20 protein-coding genes and 1 other RNA gene are annotated in these 18,796 nt (G+C 39.2%); 11 read left to right on the top strand and 10 right to left on the bottom strand.

From position 1 onward, the window contains the following. Positions 1–75: 75 nt before the first annotated feature. The 3 genes from H5090_RS00490 to H5090_RS00480 all read right to left on the bottom strand — a co-directional run bounded on the left by H5090_RS00490 (position 76) and on the right by H5090_RS00480 (position 3,186). On the bottom strand, positions 76–1,158 hold the full coding sequence (locus H5090_RS00490) for a trypsin-like peptidase domain-containing protein (RefSeq protein ID WP_024595792.1): 1,083 nt from the start codon (positions 1,156–1,158) through the stop codon (positions 76–78). Between the two features lie 102 nt (positions 1,159–1,260). After that, complete coding sequence (locus tag H5090_RS00485; RefSeq protein ID WP_024606350.1) at positions 1,261–2,613, bottom strand: Do family serine endopeptidase; 1,353 nt, start codon at positions 2,611–2,613, stop codon at positions 1,261–1,263. 129 nt (positions 2,614–2,742) lie between these two features. Next, positions 2,743–3,186 carry a YhcB family protein gene (locus H5090_RS00480; RefSeq protein WP_002957957.1) on the bottom strand — a complete coding sequence of 148 codons (444 nt, stop codon included), beginning with the start codon at positions 3,184–3,186 and terminating at the stop codon, positions 2,743–2,745. 134 nt (positions 3,187–3,320) lie between these two features. On the opposite strand from H5090_RS00480, the gene zapE reads away from it, so the two are divergent. The 8 genes from zapE to H5090_RS00440 all read left to right on the top strand — a co-directional run bounded on the left by zapE (position 3,321) and on the right by H5090_RS00440 (position 9,849). Then, a complete protein-coding gene (gene zapE, locus H5090_RS00475) occupies positions 3,321–4,409 on the top strand; it encodes a cell division protein ZapE (RefSeq protein ID WP_002957958.1) in 1,089 nt (362 codons plus the stop codon). Positions 4,410–4,692: 283 nt separating this feature from the next. Further along, entirely contained in the window at positions 4,693–5,121 is a 429-nt protein-coding gene (rplM, locus tag H5090_RS00470) for a 50S ribosomal protein L13 (protein WP_002957960.1), read from the top strand. Between the two features lie 8 nt (positions 5,122–5,129). Next, positions 5,130–5,522: a 30S ribosomal protein S9 gene (gene rpsI, locus H5090_RS00465; RefSeq protein ID WP_024595789.1), complete on the top strand. Its 393-nt coding sequence runs from the start codon at positions 5,130–5,132 to the stop codon at positions 5,520–5,522. A 581-nt stretch (positions 5,523–6,103) separates the two neighbouring features. Next, positions 6,104–6,694, top strand: coding sequence for a ubiquinol-cytochrome c reductase iron-sulfur subunit (petA, locus tag H5090_RS00460; protein WP_002957962.1), 591 nt, complete (start codon positions 6,104–6,106; stop codon positions 6,692–6,694). Beyond that, positions 6,694–7,959: a cytochrome b N-terminal domain-containing protein gene (locus H5090_RS00455; protein ID WP_002957963.1), complete on the top strand. Its 1,266-nt coding sequence runs from the start codon at positions 6,694–6,696 to the stop codon at positions 7,957–7,959. Before petA ends, H5090_RS00455 begins: the two co-directional genes overlap by 1 nt. After that, positions 7,956–8,705 (top strand): cytochrome c1, encoded by a 750-nt coding sequence (locus H5090_RS00450; protein ID WP_002957964.1) that lies wholly within the window; start codon positions 7,956–7,958, stop codon positions 8,703–8,705. Before H5090_RS00455 ends, H5090_RS00450 begins: the two co-directional genes overlap by 4 nt. A gap of 80 nt (positions 8,706–8,785) precedes the next feature. Next, the gene (sspA, locus tag H5090_RS00445) at positions 8,786–9,412 is read left to right on the top strand and encodes a stringent starvation protein SspA (RefSeq protein ID WP_002957965.1); all 627 of its coding nucleotides are present in this window, start codon (positions 8,786–8,788) and stop codon (positions 9,410–9,412) included. Next, complete coding sequence (locus H5090_RS00440) at positions 9,412–9,849, top strand: ClpXP protease specificity-enhancing factor (protein ID WP_002957966.1); 438 nt, start codon at positions 9,412–9,414, stop codon at positions 9,847–9,849. Before sspA ends, H5090_RS00440 begins: the two co-directional genes overlap by 1 nt. A gap of 57 nt (positions 9,850–9,906) precedes the next feature. Here the strand turns inward: H5090_RS00440 and dolP are convergent, their stop codons facing one another. From dolP to H5090_RS00420, 4 genes are read right to left on the bottom strand one after another with little or no spacing between them, the layout of a single operon-like run. Then, positions 9,907–10,473, bottom strand: coding sequence for a division/outer membrane stress-associated lipid-binding lipoprotein (gene dolP / locus H5090_RS00435; protein WP_039485369.1), 567 nt, complete (start codon positions 10,471–10,473; stop codon positions 9,907–9,909). Then, positions 10,466–11,059, bottom strand: coding sequence for an SIS domain-containing protein (locus H5090_RS00430; RefSeq protein ID WP_002957968.1), 594 nt, complete (start codon positions 11,057–11,059; stop codon positions 10,466–10,468). Before H5090_RS00430 ends, dolP begins: the two co-directional genes overlap by 8 nt. Before the next feature lie 32 nt (positions 11,060–11,091). Continuing rightward, positions 11,092–11,463, bottom strand: coding sequence for a YraN family protein (locus H5090_RS00425; RefSeq protein ID WP_182694726.1), 372 nt, complete (start codon positions 11,461–11,463; stop codon positions 11,092–11,094). Between the two features lie 24 nt (positions 11,464–11,487). After that, a complete protein-coding gene (locus H5090_RS00420) occupies positions 11,488–13,365 on the bottom strand; it encodes a penicillin-binding protein activator (protein ID WP_002957971.1) in 1,878 nt (625 codons plus the stop codon). A gap of 61 nt (positions 13,366–13,426) precedes the next feature. Here H5090_RS00420 and rsmI point away from each other — a divergent pair, with 61 nt between their 5' ends. Together rsmI and rnpB are read left to right on the top strand one after the other, a co-directional pair. Further along, on the top strand, positions 13,427–14,284 hold the full coding sequence (gene rsmI / locus H5090_RS00415) for a 16S rRNA (cytidine(1402)-2'-O)-methyltransferase (protein WP_182694725.1): 858 nt from the start codon (positions 13,427–13,429) through the stop codon (positions 14,282–14,284). Between the two features lie 41 nt (positions 14,285–14,325). Further along, positions 14,326–14,703, top strand: an RNA gene (rnpB, locus tag H5090_RS00410) — RNase P RNA component class A. Between the two features lie 268 nt (positions 14,704–14,971). Here rnpB and H5090_RS00405 read toward each other — a convergent pair. Both H5090_RS00405 and H5090_RS00400 read right to left on the bottom strand, forming a co-directional pair. Next, positions 14,972–16,126, bottom strand: coding sequence for a lipase family protein (locus tag H5090_RS00405; protein ID WP_182694724.1), 1,155 nt, complete (start codon positions 16,124–16,126; stop codon positions 14,972–14,974). Between the two features lie 32 nt (positions 16,127–16,158). After that, a complete protein-coding gene (locus H5090_RS00400) occupies positions 16,159–16,689 on the bottom strand; it encodes a DUF6795 domain-containing protein (RefSeq protein WP_154903853.1) in 531 nt (176 codons plus the stop codon). Between the two features lie 320 nt (positions 16,690–17,009). Here H5090_RS00400 and H5090_RS00395 point away from each other — a divergent pair, with 320 nt between their 5' ends. Then, positions 17,010–17,348, top strand: coding sequence for a transposase (locus H5090_RS00395; RefSeq protein WP_259395014.1), 339 nt, complete (start codon positions 17,010–17,012; stop codon positions 17,346–17,348). A 289-nt stretch (positions 17,349–17,637) separates the two neighbouring features. Here the strand turns inward: H5090_RS00395 and H5090_RS00390 are convergent, their stop codons facing one another. After that, entirely contained in the window at positions 17,638–18,717 is a 1,080-nt protein-coding gene (locus tag H5090_RS00390) for a mechanosensitive ion channel family protein (RefSeq protein ID WP_182694723.1), read from the bottom strand. Positions 18,718–18,796: the final 79 nt, after the last annotated feature.

The raw sequence follows: 18,796 nt of genomic DNA, 5'->3' as shown, positions 1-18,796 counted from the left end.
GTTAAGCTATTTAAAAAAGGTCGGATACGCAAATTGCTATCCGACCTTTTTATTGACGATTGGTATTACTCTTTTTTAAAGCTTTGTTTCAAGCTCAGCTACAACCACCATGATTTTTTCTATTTTGCCATCTCTGTATAGCTCAAATTCTATTTCTTTACCGGGCTCCGTATTACCTATTTTTTCAAGCACTTTTTGTGGGTTTGCTACCGAAAGCCCTGCAATTTTAATGACGATATCTTGCTCTTCAATGCCTGCTTGCCATGCTGGCCCCAAAGGGTCTAAATTAGTAATACGCATGCCGGTAACCGGCGTTAGGCTGTCGTTTACTTCTTTACCCGTACTATCTACTGCTGTGCCTTCAAAGCCTAAATAGCCGCGCACAACCCGACCGTGACGAATGAGTTTACCCATCACTTTTTTAGCAAGTGAGTAAGGAACCGCAAAAAATATTCCTTGAATATTCAAGTTCTCACGCGTTTTAAATTGTGCAGAAGTAATGCCGACTAAATCACCATTGGAGTTAACTAATGCGCCGCCGGAGTTGCCCACGTTAATAGCTGCATCCATTTGCAATAAGTTATTGTAAGGGCTATCTGTAATTTTTTGCTTACCCGTTGCACTAATAATGCCTTGAGTGATTGTTTGCCCTAAGTTAAGCGGGTTGCCTATAGCAAGTACAACATCGCCTACATTTGATACATAGCTATCGTTTACGGGAATCACTGGGAGGTGATCTGCATTGATTTTAAGTAAGGCTAAATCAGTAATAGTATCAAAACCAATGAGTTGCACATCAAAAAAGCGTCGGCCATCGGTTAAGATAACCATAATTTGGTCTGCATTATTAACAACATGATAGTTAGTAAGAATATAACCGTCTTGCGACATAATGACGCCAGAGCCTAGCTCTTGTACCGTGTTTTTTCTTTTATAACGAGGTTCTTTGGAAATACTTTCTGAAAAAATAGTAACTACAGAAGGAGCTGCTCGTTTAACTGCATCAGAAAAACTCAGGTGACTCGCACTCATCGCGCTTGGAAGGGGAACATTAGGAAGTAAGGCGGCTCGCATATTAGGGCTGAAAAAAACCACTAAAAAAGCAATACTTAGACCTGCAAATAAAGGGGGAAGAATAAATTTTATTAATTTCAGCACAGTTTTCTTATTATGTAAGTGAGCAATCTCTTTATGATGACATAAAAAAAATAACAGCGGCAAGTGCCACTGTTATTTTTATTACATTAATAGTGCTATTTATTACTGAATTAAAATAAATATAGACTCACGACCACGTTGCACGCCAAGTACGATATTACCTTTGGTGTTTTCGATAATCTTATTCATATCACGAATAGTCTCTACTCGTTGACGATTTACTTGCATAATAATATCACCTTCTTCAAGGCCAACACGGGCAGAAGGTGAGCGAGGGTCTACAGACGTAACCTCAACACCTTTATTACTATTTTTTTGCACGTTTTCAAGTGTCGCGCCTTGGAACGCAGGATGCAGCTCTTCGCCAGTCGCTGTAACACCTGATGCACCATCAAGAGTTACTTTTACCGTTTTAATTTTACCATCGCGGTAAATACCAAGTTTTATTTCGCGGCCTTCACCTAGCGTAGCAATTTTGCTGCGTAGTTCATGGAAACCACTAATATCACCGCCATTAATGCTAACAATTACGTCACCTGCTTTTATACCTGCTTTACTTGCAGCAGTGTCGTCCATTACTTGCATTACATAAGCACCTTGTTTAACGTCAAGTTGCTGCGCTTTAGCAAGGCCTGCATCAAGTGGGCGGCCAGAAATACCCAGCGAACCTCGGCGTACTTCACCGTGTTCAACAATTTGATCAACTAAGTTTTTCATCATGTTTGATGGAATGGCAAAACCAATACCCACGTTACCGCCAGAAGCACCTAAAATAGCAGTGTTAATACCAATCAATTCACCGTTTAAGTTAACTAATGCACCACCAGAGTTGCCTTGGTTAATAGCAGCATCGGTTTGAATGAAATCTTCGTAGCCCTCAATATTTAAACCACTACGGCCAAGAGCACTAACAATACCAGATGTAACTGTGTGGCTAAGTCCAAATGGGTTACCAATAGCGACAGCAAAGTCGCCCACTCGTAAACTATCTGAATTTGCGAGTTTTATTTCAGTTAAGTCATCAGCGTCTATTTGTAAAAGAGCGATGTCTGATTCTGTATCAGTACCAATTTTAGTTGCTTCAAATTCACGGCCATCTTCGAGGGTTACTACCATTTTTTCGGCATCTTGGATTACGTGATTATTAGTGACTACATAACCCTCATCAGCATCAATAATTACCCCAGAGCCTAATCCACTAAATTGACGCTTTTGACTGCGAGGCTGTTGCTGTCCAAAAAAGTATTCAAGCGGATCTGCACGGCGGCGTACTTCTTTTGAGCCTGAAACTTGGATACTTACAACACCTGGAGATATTTTCTCTAGCATGGGGGCAAGAGTTGGTAGTTGTTGACCATTTACTGCAATTGGCATTTTTGCATAAGACGCTACTGGGCTCATTAACAAGCTTGTAGATAAAATAGCTGCGCTGATAAGTGATAATTTCATTTTCATAGTCAGGGGTAACTCCACTTAAGATAAAGCAAAACAAAAAGGGCTACTTTACAGCAGCCCTTTTCGGTTTATTAAGATAAAACAACAAAGCTGTTATATCTAAAGACTATGGGGTCAAAAAAAAGTTCATCAAGATGCTTTAGAATGTTCTGAAACTTTATTTTGACCAGCAAATAAACCTGATTCACCTGATACATAATCAGCTGGTTGTGCTGCGGCTGTTGAACGATCGCATTGACGCTCTTTTAATGAAGCCTGCAGTTGTTCTGTTGTTTCTTTTGAAAAGAATGGTTCAGCTGGTGCTTTATTTCTATCTTCTAGAAGAAGCTGGTTTGTTTCTTCAACGTGACTAAGCAGTTGATCATAGTTTTCTTTCATTTTATTTACGAGCTTACCAGTATTCGCTAAATGATCAGCTACATCTTGGCGATACTGCTCTAACGCATTTTCAGCTTGCTCTGCTTGCTCTTTTAATTCATCTTGTTTGAACTGTTTTTTAGTAACAAATGCGCCAATAAAAAATGCTACAACAGCAACAATAACAATCAAACCTACCCACATAACTGTGCCCATAAAAACTACCCCTTTGGGAAAATAACTAACGAATGCCGATTCAATTATAAATCATACTAAGTGTAATATACCCCGAGTTATGATGCGTGTTAATATGCTTTGCAAATTAAACTGTGTTTTAACTGTAAATAGATATGACTCCTTGGCAAACATACCAACAAGACTTAAAGCGAGATGACTTTGTACACGACGCAGCACAAGAAAATGCTGTGCGCCATTTACAACGTCTATACGATGACCTAACTCAGACAAAGCCAAAACAAAAAGGCTTTTTTGCTAAGCTATTTAGTAAAGAAGAACCTGCGCCTGTAAAAGGTTTGTACTTTTGGGGGGGAGTAGGGCGTGGTAAAACTTATTTAGTTGACACTTTTTACGAATCATTACCGGGCACACGTAAAATGCGTGTGCACTTTCATCGATTTATGCACCGAGTGCATAACGAGCTTAAAAAGCTAAATAATACGGCTAATCCATTAGAAAAAATTGCTGACACTTTTAAAGCAGAAACAGACATTATTTGCTTTGATGAGTTTTTTGTACAAGACATTACTGATGCCATGCTATTAGGTGGCTTAATGGAAGCGCTATTTGCACGGGGCATAGTACTTGTAGCAACCTCTAATATAGTGCCAGATGAACTTTACAGAAATGGCTTACAGCGAGCTCGTTTTATGCCAGCTATTGAGCTTGTTAAAAAAAATACCGAGATAGTTAATGTAGATTCAGGTATCGATTATCGTTTACGTACTTTAGAGCAAGCTGAAATTTTTCATAGTCCATTAGATGAAGATGCGGATAAGAACCTATTTGAGTACTTCGATAAGTTATCGCCAGAGCCAGGGCAATTAGATGAGCCGATAGAGATAGAAGGGCGAAAAATCAAAACGCGTAAAGTAGCTAAATGCGTTGTGATGTTTGAGTTTAGTGAATTGTGCGAAACAGCACGTAGCCAGGTCGATTACATGGAGATTAGCCGCTTATACAATACGGTGATTATTTCTAACGTAAAACAGCTAGGTCAAACTAATGATGATGCTGCTAGACGTTTTATTGCTTTAGTGGATGAATTTTACGAGCGCCATGTAACTTTAATTATATCGGCTGAAAAACCTATTACCGAACTTTATACCCAAGGTAATTTAAATTTTGAATTTAAGCGTTGTATTAGTCGTTTACAAGAAATGCAATCCTTAGAATATTTAGCTAGAGAGCATTTAGTTTAAATAAGTAAGTAAATGTGTAATAGGGCAACTATAAAAAAAGAGGTACATATATAGTATTTCTTATTTCTGAAATTTCTTGTGGAAAAAACAACCGGCGAGTAGCAATGTGTTTTAAGTGCTGGTATACTCCCGCGTCTGCCACGTTGCGTTCTATGTCCTCATATAGTCTAGCCACTTGTGAGCGGCGCAAAAGTCTAAAACTCGAAGGGGTTATAGCAAACTTAGAGCAGTAGTTAATATTAACTACTTGTGGTTTTAATTGAAAAACATTGGATTTTTATAAATGAAAACGTTTGTTGCTAAACCAGAAACAGTAAAACGTGACTGGTACGTAGTTGACGCTGAAGGTAAAACTTTAGGTCGCATCGCTACTGAAATCGCTCACCGCCTACGCGGTAAGCATAAAGCTGAATACACTCCTCACGTAGATACTGGTGATTACATCATCGTTATCAACGCTGAAAAAGTTACTGTAACTGGTAACAAATTCAAAGATAAAGTGTACTACGCTCACTCTGGTTTTCCAGGTGGCCTTAAGTCTACTACTTTTGATAAACTTCAAGCTGCAAAGCCTGAAATGATCATCGAGAAAGCTGTAAAAGGCATGTTGCCACGTGGTCCTTTAGGCCGCGCTATGTACCGTAAACTTAAAGTTTACGCAGGTACTGAGCATAACCATGCTGCACAACAGCCTCAGGTTCTAGACATTTAAGGAGCACCATCATGGCAAATCAATACTACGGTACAGGTCGTCGTAAAAGTTCAAGTGCTCGCGTATTCTTACGCCCAGGCACTGGTAACATCGTAATCAACAAACGCTCTCTAGAAGAGTATTTTGGTCGCGAAACAGCACGCATGGTTGTTCATCAAGCTCTTGAGCTAGTTGATATGACTGAAAAATTTGATCTTTACATCACCGTTTCTGGTGGTGGTACAACTGGTCAAGCTGGTGCTATCCGTCACGGTATCACTCGTGCACTTATGGAGTTTGACGAGTCACTACGTCCACAACTTCGTAAAGCAGGTTTTGTTACACGTGATGCACGTAAAGTTGAACGTAAGAAAGTGGGTCTTAAGAAAGCGCGTAAGCGTCCACAGTTCTCAAAACGTTAATCTATACGTTATCAAGAATTCAAAAACCCAGCTTATGCTGGGTTTTTTGTTTTCAAATCAAAAAGTTTACATTTGCTACTTAATTTAAATTTGTTTATAGCGGTCGCCATACTTGGTATTGCTGTAATTAATGATGATCAAATTTATTAATAACTGCGTATTAATCGAACGAAAGTTAAAAAACACTCAGATAGCTGCAAAAAAGTTAAATAATTATCGTAATTAGTTTAAATCCATCAGTTAATTGGTGGAATTTTTTGCTACAATTGGCGTGGAAGTAAAATGAGTGAGTTTAACGACACTATGTACAGTTTTTACTGTTTCCTCTTAGTGGTGTTGATCTCGGTCAGTATATTGTTTTTACAGAAGCGTTATTATAGTCGTTCGGCTTTATTCTCGAGCTAGCTTAATCAAATTTTTGATCAAGTCAGGTTTATTCGAGCATGGGGCTTTGAATAACCTTGTTTTAATCAAGGGTTTTAATTATGATCGCTTCTATTTTAAAAATTTCGAATAATTAACCTGCTGTAACTGATGTTCTCAATATAGCAAGTGTTGAGAATCATAGTGGAGATAAGTGGATGAGCAATGCGCCTGTAGACAATGGCCGACGTCGCTTTTTAACCATAGCTACCTCTGTTGTAGGTGGTGTTGGTGCGGCTGGGGCTGCTGTTCCTTTTATTGCGTCTTGGAATCCAAGTGAGCGAGCTAAATCTGCGGGTGCGCCTGTAGAAGTAGATATCAGCAAACTTGAGCCTGGACAATTAATACGTGTCGAGTGGCGTGGTAAACCTGTATGGGTTGTATCACGTACCCCAAAAATGCTTGAGCAGATGAAAGAACATGAAGGTCAACTTCGTGATCCGCAATCGCAAGAGCCACAACAATTAGAATCATCAACAAATGATTACCGTTCATTACGTCCAGAAATATTTTTGGCTGTAGGTATTTGTACGCATTTAGGATGTTCACCAGGCTTTTTACAAGGTAATTTTGGTGAGAAAGTAGAAGGGACTGATGACGGTTTCTACTGCCCGTGCCACGGTTCTAAATTTGATATGGCTGGTCGAGTATTTCAATCGGTACCTGCACCATTAAACTTAGAAATACCACCTTATACTTTTCTAGATGACACCACTATTTTAGTGGGCGAAGAAAGAGGGGTAGCCTAATGTTTGGTAAGATTATTGGTTGGATAGACGACCGAATCCCAATGACACGTGTTTGGAACATGCACATTGCACAGTATCCAGCACCTAAAAACTTTAACTTCTGGTACTTTTTTGGCTCACTAGCCATGTTAGTACTAGTAAACCAAATCCTAACAGGTATTTGGTTAACGATGAACTTTGTTCCGTCTGCTGAAGGTGCTTTTGCCTCGGTAGAGTACATCATGCGTGATGTAGAATATGGCTGGTTACTACGTTACTTGCACTCAACAGGTGCATCAGCGTTTTTCATCGTTGTATATATGCATATGTTCCGTGGCATGATCTACGGTTCTTACCAAAAACCGCGTGAATTACTGTGGTTATTTGGTATGTTCATTTTCTTAGCGCTAATGGCTGAAGCATTCATGGGATACTTATTACCATGGGGCCAAATGTCGTTCTGGGGCGCACAAGTAATCATTTCATTATTCGGTGCTATTCCGGTTATTGGTGATGACTTAACACTTTGGATCCGTGGTGACTACGTAATATCAGGTGCAACGCTTAATCGCTTCTTTGCATTACATGTAATTGCACTACCACTGGTTATTGTAATCTTAGTTTTCTTACACATTGTTGCTCTACACGAAGTGGGTTCAAATAACCCTGAAGGTATTGAGATTAAACGTAAGAAAGGCTCAGTAGCTGAAGAAGATAAGCCTAAATTTAAATTCCACGAGTATTACACTAACAAAAAAGACATTGTTGATGCGATACCGTTCCACCCTTACTACACAGTTAAAGATATTGTGGGTGTGGTTGGTTTCTTAATACTGTTTTGTTGGGTTGTGTTCTTTATGCCGGCGATGAATGGCTTCTTTTTAGAAGGTCCAAACTTCGAGGCAGCTAACCCACTTAAAACACCTGAGCATATTTTCCCGGTTTGGTACTTTACGCCATTCTATGCAATCTTACGTGCAATCCCTGATAAGTTAATCGGTGTTGCGGCGATGGGTGCATCGATTGTAGTACTTGCATTACTACCTTGGATAGACCGTGGTAGAGTTAAATCGGTTCGTTACCGTTGTGGTTTCCATAAATGGAACATTGCAGGCTTTGTTGTAACTTTCGTTCTTCTTGGTTGGGTGGGTGCAACTCCACAAACTGATATGAAAACGATTATTTCTCAAATCTGTACTGTGACTTACTTTATGTTCTTCGTACTGTTGTTTGTATACAGTAAGAACGAAAAAACTAAGCCATTGCCAGAGAGGTTAACGAAATGATGAAGAAGCTTATTATTGGTTTATTTGCTTTATCAGTAAACTTGTTGCCTAACATGGTTATGGCAGCAGGTCCGTCGGTTCCTTTAATGGAAGCGAATAACGACCTTACTGATCAACCATCTTTACAACGCGGTGCAAAGTTGTTCATGAACTACTGTCTTGGTTGTCACCAAATGCAGTATCAACGTTATGAGCGTACTTTTCGTGATATCGGTATCCCAACAGAAGTTGGTTTAGAGCAGTTAATTTTTGACGGCTCTAAAGTAGGTAGCCATATCACCAACGCAATTACAAAAGACGATGCAGCAAAATGGTTTGGTGCGGCTCCGCCGGATTTAACTCTAATTGCACGTGTAAAATCACCAGATTATATTTACACGTACCTAAAATCGTTTTATAAAGATGAATCTCGCCCGTTTGGAGTTAACAATATTGTTTTTCCATCGGTAGGTATGCCTCATGTTCTTCAAGAACTACAAGGTTTACCAACGCCTATCACTAAAGAAGTAGAAGAACATGGCCACACTGTGACCAAAGTTATTGCTACTGAAACTGATGGTACGGGTGAATTAAGCGTAGATGAATACGACCAAGCGGCTCGTGATTTAACAAACTTCCTTGAGTACGTGGGTGAACCTTCACGTCTTGAATCGGAAGCGCTAGGTATTAAGGTAATAGGATTCTTAATAATTCTATTTATCTTGGCATTTATGCTTAAGAAAGAATACTGGAGAGATGTTCATTAACTTGAACATTTTTAAAGGTAATTTTGCAATAGGGGCTTAAGCCCCTTTTGCTGTTTTAGTTATTTAATGGAGGTATAGGCATGGCCGTAGCTGCCAATAAGCGCCCTGTAATGACCCTTTTTTCTGGTGCTAACTGTATGTATAGCCACCAAGTACGTATTGTACTTGCGGAAAAAGGTGTAAGTGTAGATATTCATTTGGCTGAAAAAGATAACTTGCCAGAAGCACTTCACGAAATTAACCCTTACGGCACAGTGCCAACACTGATTGACCGTGAGCTTGGTTTATACCAGGCAAACATCATCATGGAATACCTTGATGAGCGTTTTCCTCATCCTCCACTAATGCCTGTTTACCCGGTAATGCGTGGTCGTAGCCGCTTAATGATGCATCGTATTGATACTGACTGGTACAGCCTAGCTGACAAAATCAGTAACAACACGTCAGATGCTGCTCAAGCTCGTAAAGAGCTAACAGAAGCATTACTTGCTGTAGCACCTATTTTTAGCGAAGCACCTTACTTTATGAGTGAAGAGTTTAGCTTAGTAGATTGTTATTTAGCTCCACTATTATGGCGTTTACCAGAGTTTGGTATTGAGCTTAATGGTGCAGGTTCTAAAGAGCTTAAAGAGTACATGATCCGTTTATTTGAACGTGAGTCATTCCAAGCCTCTTTAACTGAAGCTGAGCGTGAGATCCGTTTATAATGACGCCTAATCGTCCTTATTTATTACGTGCTTTTTTTGATTGGATAGTCGATAACGAGTGTACACCGCATTTAGTGGTAGACGCTGGGTTTGCAAATGTACAAGTGCCAACACAGTTTGTTCAAGACGGACAAATTGTTTTAAACATAAGTCCATCAGCGGTCACACAGTTTTCGTTAGACTTAACCCAACTTAGCTTCAATGCGCGCTTTGGTGGTCAGCCAATGCAAGTGTATGTGCCTCTAGGTGCTGTGCTTGCAATATACGCGCGTGAAAATGGCGAAGGAACAGTCTTTACTGCAGATGAGTTTTTAGAGGACGAAGACGATTTTGTGCCTGAGCTTGAAAGTGTTGATTCATCAGCTGAATTTATTGATGAAACACCACCAGAAAAGCCACAGAAGAAAAAAGGCTCTCATTTACGCGTTATTAAATAATAAGTAAATGCAAAAAAAACCGCTTAATAAGCGGTTTTTTTATGTCTGTATTTTACTTTACATATATTCAAATACTTTAATTACCCGCTCTACGCCAGATACATTTCGGGCAATGTTTACAGCTTGAGTAGACTCAGAGTCAGATACTAAACCCATTAAAAATACTTCAGCGTTTTCAGTAACTACTTTAATGTTATTACTGCTAATGTCTTTTGCTGTTAGTAGCTGAGCTTTTACTTTAGATGTTAACCAAGAGTCATGCGTTTGTGTAGTAATGCCAATATTTGAGCCAATACGAATTTGGTTATGTATCTTACGAATACCTGAAACGCCCTCAATGGTACGCTGTGCTTCGTTTCTCATTTCTTCATTAGATACTTGGCCTACAAGTAAAACAATACCGTTAACGCTTACAGCGCTTATATTGGCAAACTTTTCAAGGCGTTCTACTTCGCTAAGTGCAATACTGGCTTTTATTTCAATATTGTTATCGTCAATTTGAGAGCCAATGGTACGGCGATCGTTCGCTGCAGTTACTGCACTGGCTGTACCTGCAACAACAGCAGCTGCGCAGCCTTGTAGTAATACAACAGTACCTAAAACAATAAGAGAGCGTTTAAACATAATTTTCATCCTGAGGGAAAAGCGTTAAATCAACAAGTTCGCTTAAACAATGTAAGTTAACTAAATGGGATTCGATAATGCGGCTAGGGCGTTTAGATGGCGATCTAATTTCAACATCGTTAGGGCCAAGTAGGCCAACCAACTCGCCACCATCATCACCAACCATAACTATGACCTTCATATCTTTAGTTAGTGCTGCTTCAACGGCAGAAATAACATGCTTTTCGTTACCGTTAATAGCCAGTACGAGCAATAAGTCGCCTTGCTGGGCAAAAGCGCGGACTTGACGAGCAAATGTATCGTGATCGTCTACCTGGGTACTTTGCCCAAGATTAACGTTTTCTTGCGATAGAGCAATTGCGGGTAAACAAGGACGCTCGGTTTCATAGTGATTAACCAATACACCCGCCATATGCTGAGCGAGCATGTGGCAATTTGCAGTACCGCAGCAAATGAGTTTATTTCCGTTGATCAGACTTTGTGCAATAGTAAATGCAGCTGACTCAAGCGCACTAGGTAGCACTTCACCAGCAGCGATTTGAACTTGAATGCTTTCTGTAAAAATTTCTTTAATTGTGTCTTGCATAGCCTACCAATAATTTATCTTTGTATTTGCGTTTAAAATACATTTTTAAGCCAATTAATATTAGGAGATGCTTCTCCTGTAATGGCTACATAATCAATTCTTAGTGCTTGGTTAGTTAAATTTTTAGCTGCTAAGTAATGATAAATACTACGTTTTAATCGAGCTTGTTTTTGTGGGCTAAGTGCATAGTTGGCACCGCCACGGGCATTATTTTTGCGAAACTTGACCTCAATGAATACAAGGGTGTCGCCTTCTTTCATAATGACATCAAGCTCGCCAAAGGGGCAGTAATAATTACGTTCAATGGGTGTTAAGCCCTGAGTAACTAAGTATTTTTGCGCTTCAAGCTCATAATACTGGCCTTTTTCGCGACTATTTTGCCACAGCTCTTTAAACCACGACATGCCGCCCCCTTAACTTAATAAAGTTTAATTTATAGTTTGTATATCACCCGCTGATTGCATAAACAATGGTACCGGGCGTTGTGTTTCTAATTGCACAGGCTTAATGCGACGGTTTGTATATTGAGCCCAGTCGAGCATGCGTTCTATATGGCCGCTGGTATTAACAGACAACTTACCACTTAAACCACTATATTGATTGCCTGGCATTACGCTTAACTGTCTAATGTCATGTAATATTGATACAGCATCGTACGCCATTGCAAATAAGCGTTGGCTAATATCAATTTGCTCAGGCCATAGAGAGTTGTACTGCTGGCGTAAATTATGTTGTTTAATTTGTGAATCAAGCATCCACGGTAATTCTGTGAAGTATAGGCCGTCTAAGTCGCCTTTGTCTGTACTGTCAATTTGTTTACTATGACTTTTAGAGCTTGCATAAAGTGGGATACGATCAGCAAATGTACTGACGTTTACATCAAGGTAAGGTTTAATTAAGCGAGTTTCTATGGCATCACCCAAAATATAAATAACGTCTATATCACTGCGTGAACGCGTTTCGTTTTCTACTTCTTGCTTAAATAATGCTTTAACTGTTTGTATGCGATCTTTTGACTTATCAACTTCTAATAAGCTGGTAATTGTGTTTGGCATATCTTTTTTATCGTTATAAAAACCGATTTGTGGCTTGGTTTCGCTGTAGCGTTGCCACTGTAGGTTAAAATAATCAACTAAACGTTGGCCATTTGCATTATTTGGCGCAAGCAGCATAGGCTTTTGATAGCCCTTAGTTAAAAAGTGTTCCAGAGCTTGTTGTACTTCGTGCTCAGGGTTCAATGCAAAGTAATAATGCTGAAGCGAAATGCGCTCACCATCAAAGGTGTTTAAATGCAGTACCGGAGTATCAATAAGAGTTTGTGCATTGGCTAGTTTATCAATATTTGCTTTAAGTAGAGGACCAATTACAAAATCAGGCTTTATTTCTTCAAGTTGCGCTGCGATTTCCTCAGTGCTTAGGTTTTCATCAATAAAAATAGTGTCGTTGATAGTTTGCGTATCAAGTGCAGCTAACACACCCGCTTTAAGCGCATCACCTAAGCGTTCGTTAGGGCCCGATTGTGGAAACAACACAACTAAACGCTCTATATTAATAGGGGCGAGCTCAGTAAGCATTTCGTCTTGTTCAGGTAATACAGAAAAAGCCGGATGCCCAATATAGCGCCTGCGCCAATTATTAATTGCTTGGTCTAGTTCCACGCCACTACTTGCATATACTTGATAGTATAGACCAAGGTTTACCCAGCCTTGCTGGATAACCGAACCACGGTTAAAACGTTCAAGCGCATATGAAGAGAGCTGTTTTAAGTTATCCCACAAATTTTGATTGAGCTGAGGGATTTCTATATTGTTTTTTGTAGCTGTTTCAGAAGCTCTAAAGAAATAGGGGGCAGCTTTTTTTGGAAAATTTTGCGATGCATAAATACTGGCTGTTAAAAACTGATGCCAAGCAAAATGCTCAGGTTGAGTAAGTTGTCCGTCTAGCGATTGTAAAATCACCAAAGCTTGATCATTCTTATTCTGTTGTTTTTGTGCAAATGCAATATAAAGACGGTTTTGGATTTGATCAACACTGGCGGTTAATTCAAGCTCATTACCAATTTTCTCTAACAAAGGCCAATTTTGCTCACTAATTGCGGCATCACGGGCGCTATACAATAACTGTATTTTATCGGCACCTTGGCGGTTTTGCGCCAATTGATAGATAGATTGCGCACTGGTTGCCTGATTTTGCAGTGCATTAGTGCGGTTACTTACGTTATCGCTGTTTTTAGTTGGTTTTTCGGTTGTGCTACACGCCGATAACCCTGACAATATAATTAATAGACTAACTAGTTTAAGTCGCACAATGATTTCCCAATACGTTAACGCGATTTGCTTATATTACTGACTGAAGCAGGAGACCTCAATGTTAAATGAGGAGAATTCACAGAAAATTGGCACTCTTTACATTGTTGCCACCCCAATTGGCAATTATGACGACTTAAGTCACCGTGCCATTGCGACATTATCGCAAGTTGACTTAATAGCTGCTGAAGACACTCGCCATACCGGCAAGCTACTTAGCCACTTTGGAATTAAGGCAAAAACGTTTGCATTACACGACCACAACGAAAAGCAAAAAGCACAACAAATTATTGATCAACTTAATCAAGGTTTAAATATTGCTTTAGTATCTGACGCTGGTACGCCACTAATTAGTGATCCAGGCTACGCGGTTGTAAATCTATGTCGTGAACAAGGCGCTCATGTTACACCTGTTCCAGGTGCATGTGCTGCAATTACAGCCGTATGTTGTTCAGGCTTACCAACCGATCGTTTTCAGTTTATTGGTTTTACGCCAGCTAAAAGCAAAGCTCGCCAAGACTTTTTTACCGAAGCTGTTAACTCAGGTATTACCAGCATAATGTACGAAAGTACGCACCGTATTATGGCAAGCCTTGATGATTTAGCACTAGCTCTTGGTGATGAGCAGCAAGTTGTGTTTGCTAAAGAGCTAACCAAAACCTTTGAAACATTTTTTAATGGTAGTGTAAGTGAGCTTAAACAGTTTTTAACAGATGATCCTACCAAGCAGCGCGGCGAAATAGTGCTTATGCTTGCGGGCAAACCAAAGCAAATAGACGATGTTCCGCCAGAAGCGCGCAAAATGCTGGCACTTCTTGAAAGTGAAATGCCAATGAAAAAAGCCTGTGGCGTTGTAGCCGAGTTCTTTGGAATGAAAAAAAATGCACTATACAAAACAATTATTGAAGAAAAAGAGTAAATTTTACTGCGCTTGGTATTAGCCTCATGTATACTGCGCGCCGAGTCAGCCAAGATGATCGCTGCCTGTGACGAAAATGATCAGGGGGAGGAAAGTCCGGGCTCCATAGGGCAGAGTGCCAGCTAACGGCTGGGGGGCGTGAGCCCACGACAAGTGCAGCAGAGAGGAGACCGCCAACCTCGGTTGGTAAGGGTGAAAGGGTGCGGTAAGAGCGCACCGGGCCGCTAGTAATAGTCGGTTGCAAGGTAAACTCCACTCGGAGCAAGACCAAATAGGGTTCTATCATTTTAAATAATGAACGCGTGGCCCACGTGAGAACCGGGTAGGTTGCTTGAGCCATAGAGCGATTTATGGCCTAGACGAATGATTATCACTTTCTTCGGAAAGGACAAAACCCGGCTTACCGGCTGACTCACTCATTCAATAAAAAAGCCCGCAGTTAACGCTGCGGGCTTTTTTGTGCTTGTAAATTAAGGCAAGTAATTAGTTTTTGGCTATCTGTTTGCAGTACTCGTTAGAATTTCAACAAAGAGTGATAACCGGGCAGTGAGAAATTATGATGTATGAAGTCAAGATTTGGCCCCGTTGGCTTTTGCACATTGGCTTTTGTTAAATTTCACATAACATTAACAGCTTTACTTGTTAATAAAAAACCGCCATTTGGCGGTTTTTTTGTATAATTTCATTTTAGGAAGGTTTTGCTAATGCTATCGCTTCACCCGCAAGTGCGAAAATATTTTTAAGCATTAATTGTAAAATATGTCTAATCGAAGCGTAAGTAAAAGAAATTACCTTAAATGGATAGCCACAAAATGTTAGTATGTGCCCTAAAATCCCTTTTATATCTTTGGTACAGTTTTTAGAGAAGTCAATGCTATCAGCTAATGCTTTAGCTATCTGATCGTACACTGTGAGAGCGTTCGATAAATGATTTTGTATCGCATATAGCTTACCAGTATCACGTAAATGAGTTATTAAAGCTGCACCAATTTTCCTAGCCCATTTAGACGTGCGGCTACATTCGAGCCGTCTATCATAATCAAGCCTTACCTCTTCTTGAATTCGTTTTTCCATTCCTTTGTTGATAGCAGAGTAACTTTTGAAGTTGCTTGCTGTATGTAAATATCCTGGCGTCTCATTAGTCATACTATGTGCTTTTGGAGTAATAGTGGCAGCACCGTGTAAAATATATTCTTGTTCAGTATGCATAAATGGCCACACAGGCACTAAAGGAACTGGATCTGCGGCATGTACGCAACGATAGATGTTGTTATCTGTTGCGGACTCTGTTTTTACAGCAAAGCTATTATAACCAACGCGCGGCGCACCAAAAGTATATAATTTTACATTGGCACCGAAACGTTGCTTTAGCCAGTTAGCAGCTAAGTTTGCTAAAGCCCCACCTAAACTATGACCTACAACATGAATGTTTAACTTTTTCTTAGTGCTTTTTTTAAAGTATAGTTCTAACTGATTTTTGAAAGAGTTAAATGTATGGTTAAAGCCTGCATGTACAGGTTGATTATTACTATAAGTACTTAAGCCACAATGTAAATCAGTGACAACATCACGAACTTTAGCCGTGCCTCGTAAAGCTAAAACATAATCATCTTCATCTTCATATGCTCCTTTCTTACCCTCTGCAATGCAGCCAAAATTGGTCGAGTGGTTAAAAACTCGTTCGAGAATAGAACCACTTACACCTTTTATAGATTCTGATTCGAATGAAAATAAAGAGCTAATTCTTTCAAAATATGGATTAGCTCTCAAGCCTCTTTTGTCAAGGCTTTCGTATGAGATAGCTGCAAAATTAGCAGCTATTGCAGGGCTTAAAACATTCATTAATATTTCCTTATAATTTAGTTTTTGATTTATTAATTATTATCCGTTTCAATTTCTGAAAGGTCAAAATAAGCATTTTGTTCCACTACTTCAAAATCATCAGACCAACGACAAATACTTAAAGCCTCAAATTTATAGCCTTCAGTTTTCTTATTCTGAAATTTAAAAAGAACCTTTCCATTAGAGATGTCGGCTATTAATTGCCTTAACTTTCTTGCATATTCCTCTCGATATTTAACGCCTGATAATCTAGAACCCCAAAGGCAATATTCTTCATTATTGTAGGATAGATAAATAGCTTGAGAAGTGAAAATCTCAGCAAGTGGGACTGCTGGTTGATTAGAACGGATATTAATTTCAGGTAATGAGAAGCCCCCATTATTATCCGTGTAAGTGAAATCTTCAACACTTTTACCATCAGAAAAATTCAATACTCTCTCTATTTTTACATTCGATAAAGGTTTGCCTTTTTCACTAGCTTGGCCTTTTACCTCAGGGCACAAGTGCACTTTGTAAGCACCAATATGATTACCAAACTTTTTAAGTGTTGTTAAAAATGACATAAACAAGAAGCCTTAAAAATAGGCTGTGAATTTTTTGTGGGGAGGCTACATGATTCCCTTGCAAACTTTAATATTCACATGCCTTTGTAAATAGATCTCATATGATAAACAAGCTTATATAAAGTACAATAGTTAAAACTTAAGATGTATAGATAAAGCGAAAGATAAAGCTGGGCGCGAAGAAAATGACTTTGAGCTAAGGTCATTAATATAAAGGTAGGAGGGTGTTAACTGCTTTTTAGCGATTCGGCAGGGTCAAATCTTACCTTCATACATCAATGATCTAGATTTATAGTTTATTGCTCATTGAGTTTATTATTATGGCTAGACCACTACGAATAGAGTATGAAAATGTGTTTTATCATGTGATGAATCGCGGAAGAGGGCGTGAAAACACCTTTTTGAGTGATGACGATTCTAAGCATTTTTTATACTGCATTGAGGAAGCCAGTTTTCGTTTTAATATTGAAGTGCATTCGTATTATTTAATGACCGATCATTACCACCTACTAATAAAAATCCCTGATGCAAACATGGGCAGAGCCATGAAACATATTAATGGTCTCTATACGCAATATTCTAATAGAACACATAATACAGATGGTGAACTGTTTAGAGGTCGATACAAGGCGGTGTTGGTGGATTGTAGTAGTAACTAGACCAGACTAGCTGTGGGCATCTGATCAATGAAGTAAATTTAAATCCAGAGAAAAAAGAAGCAATGCGGGCGGCATAAAATTTTATTTGATGCGACAACTAACTTGAAAAACTCCGCAAACAAAGGGCAAAAGTCGATTAATATCCTATAAAGCCTTTTGCCTTTTCATAAGATACTTCCTAACCAGCGTTAATATATATTAGCGTTGATTACTTATTTTGCTTATTTTGCTTATTGGGTCGAGAGTATTAATATTGAGCTAAATACTAATATATACAACTTCAGCATTATTAAATAATATTTTTACCTTGTTCTGGGTCTCTTGATTGCTCTGCTTGTTCACGTATTTCGTCGGTATCACTGCTCACATCATCAAGTGTTTTAGTTTGATCAACTGTTTCACTTTTTTCGCTTTGCACTTGCGATGGTTGTTTTTCCTCTAAATTAGAAACATTTTCACTAGGGTCGGTGAGTATAATTCTTTCTCGTGCATCATCAGGCATGCTGATGTTTTGTTTTGTGAACTCATTGACTAATTCGCGCATAAGCTGGGAAGCTACTTTTAATGGACTGTGTTGCTCGCTATTAACCCAAAAATACAAAACGAAGTTAATAGTAGATGAGCCTAAGTTTTTTATTAAAACCTGCGCAGGTGGATCGCTAAGCACCGCATTTTGTTGATTGGCAATAGCTAGGGCAAGAGTTTGTGCGCTGCGTATATCATTATCATAGCCAATACCAATTTCTACTTTTCCGCGCATTTTTGGATTGGCAGTCAGGTTTTTAATAGTATTTTTATATACCGTCGCATTGGGTATTTGAATATGATTGCCATCGTAATCAACAAGTGTGGTTGCTCTTGCGGTTACTTTTTTAACAACGCCTAAACGATTGTCTACTTCAATTACATCGTCGATTTTGAAAGGCCTCTGTATGCTCAGTAATAAACTAGCGATAAAGTTCTCAGCTATGTCTCTAAAGGCAAAACCTAATATAAGTCCTATTAGTCCCGTGCCACTCATAATGGCGACAGCAAACTCGGTAAGCCCTGCTAAACGCAGGAATAAGTACACGCCAAATAAAATAATTAAAGTGCTTATACTGCGCCTTACAACTAGATGAACTAGTTTACTGTCAGTCATGTAGTCAACAGGCTTTATAAGCAATCGAGAAAGTGGCCCTGCAATTAAATAGCTTAATGCTAAAAGTATTATACCGAGTAATAGTGTGGGTAATATTTGCGCTGTTGCATGAAGTAATTGCACAGCTTGTTCATGAAAAAACTGCCACGTAAACACATCGCCTTGAAAACTTTGCGTGCTGGGAGGCGTATTGTTTAAAGCTATAATGTTTGATTGGCTACTAGGCATGGCTTATCGTCCGTGTTTGGTTTTTATAATCGCTAATATTAGGTAACAGCAAGTTTAGTACCAAATACTTTATTTAACT

The sequence above is a fragment of the Pseudoalteromonas sp. SR43-5 genome, assembly GCF_014163835.1.
In the GTDB taxonomy this organism is placed as follows: Bacteria; Pseudomonadota; Gammaproteobacteria; order Enterobacterales; family Alteromonadaceae; genus Pseudoalteromonas; species Pseudoalteromonas distincta.
The sequence above is the reverse complement of the archived record's forward strand: the minus strand, read 5'-3'. Positions and strand labels throughout refer to the sequence as shown.